We start from the raw sequence: 6,732 nt of genomic DNA, 5'->3' as shown, positions 1-6,732 counted from the left end.
ATTTCGTTACAGCCCCTTTGTTGTATAAGGACTGTTACTTTGATAAAAATCATGTATAATAAAAAGTATCTTATAGTAGTTGGTATTAGAGGAGTGAGTGTATGCAATGTAAACAATGTGGTCATGAACAGCAGTGCGGTCATTTTTGTGGTCATTGTGGAAGTTCATTAGCTGATAATGGCACAGCAAAGCGATTAGTTCCTTATGAACGGAAGGATGAAACATATATTATTATTTGTGCCGTGCTTTATTTTATTTTGTCATCTTCCTTTTCCTTTCAATGGAAGTTTTAATATGGGATAGTCAGTAACGGGAGGAAATGAATGTTTTGCAAATATTGCGGTCACCCAATTATTGAAGGTGATAGTTATTGTACAGACTGTGGTAATCATATTCAAGAAGGATCCGCCATGGTCAGTTGGAAAGGCTCTTTGGATATATTTGCTAATTATAAAATGTGCTTATTGAAAAAGCCATTTACTATACAAGGGCGTGCTACGCGCGCTGAATTTTGGCGTTTCATGTTATTGCAGTCTTTAATTTTACATATTATTAATCTACCAGTCAGTTGGTTTGAGGAAACGAATGTGGTTATAGAGGTGTTATCTTGGGTAACTACCATATTGGCTTTATTTAGCTTAGTGATTGAAAATTGTCTAATTGTAAGGCGACTCCATGATTTTAATGTTAGTGGTAAGTGGGTTGCTGCGTATTGGGCCCTATTTGGGGCTGGCATAATCTTTTTCATTAGCCGCATAGGGCCGTATTGGCTACTACTAAGTACTAATACGTTTACTTTAGATTCGGCAACAGCTATGCCTTTGGTAGTCAGTATGATGCTAGTAGGTGCGTTGGCCGTTATTGGACTTATGGCAACGATTGTTATTGGTTGTATTCCGAGTAATAAACGAGAAAATAAATATGGCCTTTTACCTGATTATACATATTATAGAGGAGAGTAGGAAGTTATATGTTTTGTTCTCATTGTGGTGAGCCTATAGAAGGGGGTACTCGTTTTTGCCCTCATTGTGGTCAAGAAAATATCCTTACATCAGTGCCTGTTTTAGCGAATCGTGTGGGCTCTTTAGATTTAATAGATAATTTTAAACTGTGTATGACTAAAAAATATTGGTCAGTACAGGGACGGGCCACTCGCGGTGAATATTGGAAATTCCAATTATTATTAGTCGCCCTTTGGGTCTTAATTGTGGGGCCCTGCCTATTTGTTGCCATTATGTTAGGTGATACGGTAGGACATGATCTGTCTATGGGGCTGTTTTTTCTGTTGTTAGTCGTACTTTTTATAGCTTTTATACCACCTAATATAAGTTGTGAAATCCGTCGGTTTCATGATGCCGGTTTTAGTGGTTGGTGGTTTCTTTTGCATTTAATACCAGGCGGTAGCATGGTTTGCTTTATTTTTACCTTATTGCCAAGCCAACTAGGTCCTAATGAATATGGGCCATTACCTGATTATTCTGAAAATAAAAAAACGATCTGATTTTAAATCAGACCGTTTCTTCAATTACATATTCTTTGAGAGACGAGTCTGACGCTACCAAACGTATGACTATCTCTATATTTATAGTACGATAATTCTGAAATTAAGTCAAATATGCAAAATATCTCTTGACAAAGCATATGTGTTTGTGAGAGAATAATAACCATCAAATGAAATAAGCGATGAGCAGGTATAAAGAACTATTTAGTGGCTTACAGAGAGTTGTCGGTTGGTGTGAGGCAATAGGACAAATAGTATCGAAACTCTCCTGTGAGCTTTGTGGCTGAATAGCAGTAAGCCATGACGGTAGTTCCGTTATAACTATGAGAGAACCAACTAGGGTGGTACCGTGTTATAGTTTATGATGCCCCTGGAACACAGTAATGTGATTCCAGGGGCTTTTTTGATACTTTCATTTGATACGATGATTAAGAAGAATATACATAATTATTCTTCTATATTATGGTATTCATTAATTGTATCAGCTATATCTATAAACTTATAACGCCCCTGGACGTGCAGTTATGCTGTGCTTCCAGGGGCGTTTTTTAGTATCAGTATTACATCTAGTAGTACGGGTCATTTATTTGATACGTGTTAGTAATAGTGTGAATTAGTTAAGTCTAAGAGTAATTATTGAGAAAGAAGAGAGAGCCATTAAGAAAGACGAAGGAGAGAGCGTCATTTCTTAGCAAAATAGGGGCCTATGTTGAGTGAGAAGAGAGGTAATCTTATGAGCCAAGTACAAGCAATAACTAACAAACAAGATGTGAATCGAGTGTATTTTTTCGATACTACTTTACGTGATGGCGAACAGAGCCCTGGTGTATCTTTACAGACTCCGGAAAAAATTGAAATCGCCCAGAATCTAGTGCGACTTGGCATTGATGTTATTGAAGCAGGGTTTCCAGCGGCGTCGCCTGGTGATTTTGAAGCAGTGAAAACCATTGCTGAACAAGTGAAAGGAGCGACTATTTGTGGCTTAGCAAGAGCCAATAAGGCGGATATTGAGCGAACCGCAGAAGCATTACAGCAAGCTGAACGCAGTCGCCTTCACGTATTCATTGCTACTAGCGATATTCATCTAGAATATAAATTGAAAAAGACTCGTGAAGAAGTGATTGCTATCGTGAAAGAGTGCTTGGCCTTTGCAGCGGGGAAGTTTGATGAAATTGAATTTTCAGCAGAAGATGCATCCCGCACAGATTTAGATTATTTATGTGAAGTCTTTGAAGTTGCCATTGCTGGTGGCGCTACTATACTTAATGTACCTGACACGGTGGGCTATATGACACCGGATGAATTTGCTTATAAAATTCGCTACATCAAGGAGCATGTGAAAAACATTGATAAGGCTATCATTAGTGTTCATTGTCATGATGACTTAGGTATGGCTAATGCTAACACCTTAGCGGCCATTCAAGCAGGGGCGCGTCAAGTAGAAGGGACTATTAATGGCCTTGGCGAACGGGCTGGCAATGTGGGTATTGAAGAAGTGACGATGGCTCTTAAAACACGACAAGATGTGTATGGTGTTACTACGGCTATTGATACGAAGCAGTTCACACGGGTCAGTAAGTTAGTGAGTAAGCTAACCGGTATGGTCGTGCCGCCGAATAAAGCCATTGTGGGGCGCAATGCGTTTGCTCATGAGTCAGGTATTCATCAACATGGTATGTTAAATAATCCTACCACCTATGAAATTATGACCCCAGAGAGCGTAGGGGCTGAAAAAACGAGTATCGTCCTCGGCAAACATTCTGGTCGCCATGCTTTTGAAAGCCATTTGGAAACGATGGGTTTCCATTTTACAGCTGAAAAAGTAAACGATTTATTTGCAAAATTTAAAGCCTTAGCAGATCGCAAGAAAGAGATTTTTGATGAAGATATTTTAGCGTTGGTTATCGATAATATTGACCATGTGAAAGCTATTGAATTAGTGCATCATCACTATAAATCCAATGAGCGTGGCTATGCATATGCTGATGTGCGTCTTAAAACCCCACAGGGCATTCGTGAAGATGCCGCTGTAGGGGATGGCTCCGTTGATGCCTCCCTTAAAGCAGCACAGCGCGTCATTGGTTTACCTATAGAGCTTATCGACTATCAGGTGCGAGCGGTAACGGCTGGTCAAGACGCTCTTGGTGAAGTACAAGTAACTATTGCCTATCAAGGGCGCCAATATAATGGTCGCGGTGTAAGTACCGATGTTATTTCATCTAGTGTGTTAGCTTATATTAATGCTGTTAACTATGTGTATTTAACGGAAGAAATTGAAAAAGAATTTGAACAGCAAGGGAATTAAATTAAGAAGAAGTAGTGAGAGTAACATAAGGAGGCATTCGTTATGGGGATGACGATGACAGAGAAGAATATGGCGCGCCATGCAGGCGTAGCAACGGTGAAGGCTGGGGAGATTATAGAATGTAAAGTAGACGCTGTGTTAATGAATGATATTACCTTTCCACCAGCCTTAAAAGAATTTAAAAAGATTGGTAAACCTGTTTTTGATAGAGAGAAAATTTACCTAGTGCCAGATCATTTTACACCGAATAAAGATATTAAATCAGCGGAACAAGCAAAAGTTATGCGTGATTTTGTACGGCAAGAGAAAATTACTCATTACTTTGAAGTAGGCCGTATGGGCATTGAACATGTCCTATTACCAGAGCAAGGGCTAGTGGCGCCAGGTGATATGATTATTGGTGCCGATTCCCACACCTGTACATATGGTGCGCTAGGCGCGTTTGCTACGGGCGTTGGTTCTACTGATGCGGGCGTGGCGATGGCCATGGGTCAGACCTGGTTTAAAGTACCAGAAGCCATTAAAGTGGAGTTGACGGGTAAGCCTAATCAGTGGGTAACAGGTAAGGACATTGTTCTTGAACTCATCGGCCGCATTGGCGTTGATGGGGCACGTTATAAAGCGATTGAATTTTGTGGTGATGGCATTGCCCATTTGACTATGGCCGACCGCTTAACTATTTGCAATATGGCGATTGAAGCAGGTGGCAAATGTGGTGTTTTCCCTTATGATGAAGTGACGGAGGCCTATGTGTCAGGCCGTGTGAAACGGGCTTATACGCCAGTGGTAGCGGATGAAGATGCTGTATATAGTGAAACGGTAGTTATCGACTTAGCTACTTTACAGCCAGTGGTAGCGTTCCCTCATTTGCCATCGAATACGCACTACATTACAGATATTGCTAACGATATTGCCATCGACCAAGTAGTTATTGGTTCTTGTACCAATGGCCGTTATGAAGATTTAGAGGCAGCGGCGTCCATTTTTAAAGATAGAAAAGTGGCGGACTTTGTGCGTTGTATTGTAGTTCCAGGCAGTCAAGATGTGTATGATCAAGCCATAAAAACAGGTTTGGTAGATATCTTTATTGAAGCGGGCTGTGCTGTTAGTACGCCAACTTGTGGCCCTTGTTTAGGTGGTTATATGGGCATTATGGCCGCAGGGGAGCGAACCGTGTCCACAACGAATCGTAATTTTAGAGGGCGCATGGGCCATGTAGATAGTGAAGTATATTTGGCTAGTCCATATGTGGCAGCAGCCAGTGCTGTACTTGGACGTATTGCTGGGCCAGAGGAGGTTTAATATGGATTTTCAAGGTAAAATTTGGCGCTACGGCGACAATGTAGATACGGATGTAATTATTCCCGCTCGATATTTGGCGATTGCTGATATGGCGGAGCTAGCTACCCATGCGATGGAAGATATTGATACGACTTTTGCCCCTAATGTGCAAGCTGGTGATTTGATGGTAGCGGGCAAGAATTTTGGCTGTGGTTCATCCCGTGAGCATGCGCCAGCCGTCATTAAAGCAAGCGGGGTGCCTTGCATTATTGCCCATAGCTTTGCACGAATTTTTTTCCGTAATGCCATTAACATTGGTTTGCCGGTGATTGAAATTGGTGATGCCGTTGAACATATTAAGGCAAATCATGAAATTGGGGTCGATATGAGCTCTGGTGAAGTACATAATTTGACCACTGGTGAAACGTACCAAGGTACGGCGTTGCCTCCTTTCGTGCAAGCTATTGCCAAAGCAGGTGGCCTCGTAAACTTTGCGAAACAACGGGGCTAAGTAAGGTATACGCTTAAAAGAAAGCATGAAATAGAAAAGAGAAAGAGAGCATTTATATGAGTATAGAGAAACGAGTAGTCGCCATTAATGGCGATGGTATAGGGCGTGAAATTGTTAGTGCCGCGCGTCGTGTTGTGGACAAAGCGGTCGCTAAAGATAATATCGTAATTCATTGGGCGGAGCATAAGGCGGGTGGCGAAGCCATTGATACCTATGGTGAGCCTCTACCACAATCGACCATTGACGCTTGTAAAGTAGCAGATGCGGTGCTCTTAGGCGCTGTTGGTGGTCCTAAATGGGATGCAGTAAATCCAGCCATTCGACCAGAAAAGGCTATTCTTGGCCTTCGCAAAGCGCTAGGTTTATTCTGTAATTTACGGCCAGTCCGTATTTTCAAAGCCTTGCAGGATTATTCCCCATTAAAACCTGAATTAGTGCAGGATGTAGACTTTGTTATTGTTCGTGAGCTGACTGGGGGCATTTATTTCGGTGAACGTTTGGAAGCTACCGGTGAAGGGGCGGATGAAGTGGCGTGGGATAAAGAAACGTATCATCGCTATGAGATTGAACGAATCATGGAGGTAGCTATTAATACGGCTAAACAGCGCAAAGGGAAGGTTACGAGCGTAGATAAGGCCAATGTATTGGCCTCCTCTCGTCTGTGGCGTAAAGTGGCACAAGAAAAAGCCACTGCGAATCCAACAGTGGCTTTTGATTATTTGTATGTAGATAACACGGCCATGCAATTAGTCGTTAATCCTGGTCAGTTTGACGTGATTGTGACGACGAATCTATTCGGGGATATTCTAAGTGACGAAGGGGCCGTCGTTTCAGGATCCCTTGGCTTATTGCCATCAGCTTCGATTGGTACGGGCACTGCCCTTTATGAACCTATTCATGGATCAGCGCCAGATATTGCGGGTCAGGGCATTGCCAATCCGTTAGGAACGATTTTATCAGCGGCTATGATGTGTCGCCATTCGCTAGAGGCTCCTAACGCGGCAGCGGCGATTGAAAAGGCCGTGGAAGACGTGCTAGCAGCAGGCTATCGTACGGGCGATATTTACAAGGCGGGCATGAAAAAAGTAAATACCGAAGGCATGACGGAGGCTATTTTACAATATATTAAATAGC

Annotated in this window: 7 protein-coding genes and 1 other annotated feature; all 7 genes read left to right on the top strand. The window is 42.2% G+C overall.

Annotated features, from left to right (window positions below; genetic code table 11):
- The first annotated feature begins 101 nt into the window (after positions 1-101).
- Positions 102-293: a hypothetical protein gene (locus VER_RS04855; RefSeq protein WP_162099752.1), complete on the top strand. Its 192-nt coding sequence runs from the start codon at positions 102-104 to the stop codon at positions 291-293.
- Positions 294-323: 30 nt separating this feature from the next.
- Positions 324-962 carry a DUF805 domain-containing protein gene (locus VER_RS04850; RefSeq protein ID WP_162099751.1) on the top strand — a complete coding sequence of 213 codons (639 nt, stop codon included), beginning with the start codon at positions 324-326 and terminating at the stop codon, positions 960-962.
- An 8-nt stretch (positions 963-970) separates the two neighbouring features.
- A complete protein-coding gene (locus VER_RS04845) occupies positions 971-1,501 on the top strand; it encodes a DUF805 domain-containing protein (RefSeq protein ID WP_162099754.1) in 531 nt (176 codons plus the stop codon).
- A 173-nt stretch (positions 1,502-1,674) separates the two neighbouring features.
- Positions 1,675-1,876 (top strand) — a binding site (T-box leader).
- A gap of 358 nt (positions 1,877-2,234) precedes the next feature.
- Positions 2,235-3,806, top strand: a complete 1,572-nt coding sequence (locus VER_RS04840) for a 2-isopropylmalate synthase (protein ID WP_162099750.1) — start codon at positions 2,235-2,237, stop codon at positions 3,804-3,806.
- A 42-nt stretch (positions 3,807-3,848) separates the two neighbouring features.
- On the top strand, positions 3,849-5,108 hold the full coding sequence (gene leuC / locus VER_RS04835; RefSeq protein ID WP_162099749.1) for a 3-isopropylmalate dehydratase large subunit: 1,260 nt from the start codon (positions 3,849-3,851) through the stop codon (positions 5,106-5,108).
- A 1-nt stretch (position 5,109) separates the two neighbouring features.
- Positions 5,110-5,598, top strand: a complete 489-nt coding sequence (locus VER_RS04830; protein WP_162099748.1) for a 3-isopropylmalate dehydratase small subunit — start codon at positions 5,110-5,112, stop codon at positions 5,596-5,598.
- Between the two features lie 62 nt (positions 5,599-5,660).
- Positions 5,661-6,731: a 3-isopropylmalate dehydrogenase gene (gene leuB / locus VER_RS04825; RefSeq protein WP_202922130.1), complete on the top strand. Its 1,071-nt coding sequence runs from the start codon at positions 5,661-5,663 to the stop codon at positions 6,729-6,731.
- Position 6,732 lies beyond the last annotated feature (1 nt).

Origin of the sequence: Veillonella sp. R32 (genome assembly GCF_010093125.1) — a bacterium.
Classification (GTDB): domain Bacteria; phylum Bacillota; class Negativicutes; order Veillonellales; family Veillonellaceae; genus Veillonella_A.
This window is presented reverse-complemented; position numbering and strand designations above follow the sequence as displayed.

Excerpts from the sequence above, each read along its gene's own strand:
- VER_RS04830 (WP_162099748.1), top strand. The coding sequence starts at position 5,110 with ATGGATTTTCAAGGTAAAATTTGGCGCTACGGCGACAATGTAGATACG.
- leuC (WP_162099749.1), top strand. The coding sequence starts at position 3,849 with ATGGGGATGACGATGACAGAGAAGAATATGGCGCGCCATGCAGGCGTA.
- VER_RS04845 (WP_162099754.1), top strand. The coding sequence starts at position 971 with ATGTTTTGTTCTCATTGTGGTGAGCCTATAGAAGGGGGTACTCGTTTT.
- VER_RS04855 (WP_162099752.1), top strand. The coding sequence starts at position 102 with ATGCAATGTAAACAATGTGGTCATGAACAGCAGTGCGGTCATTTTTGT.
- VER_RS04840 (WP_162099750.1), top strand. The coding sequence starts at position 2,235 with ATGAGCCAAGTACAAGCAATAACTAACAAACAAGATGTGAATCGAGTG.
- VER_RS04850 (WP_162099751.1), top strand. The coding sequence starts at position 324 with ATGTTTTGCAAATATTGCGGTCACCCAATTATTGAAGGTGATAGTTAT.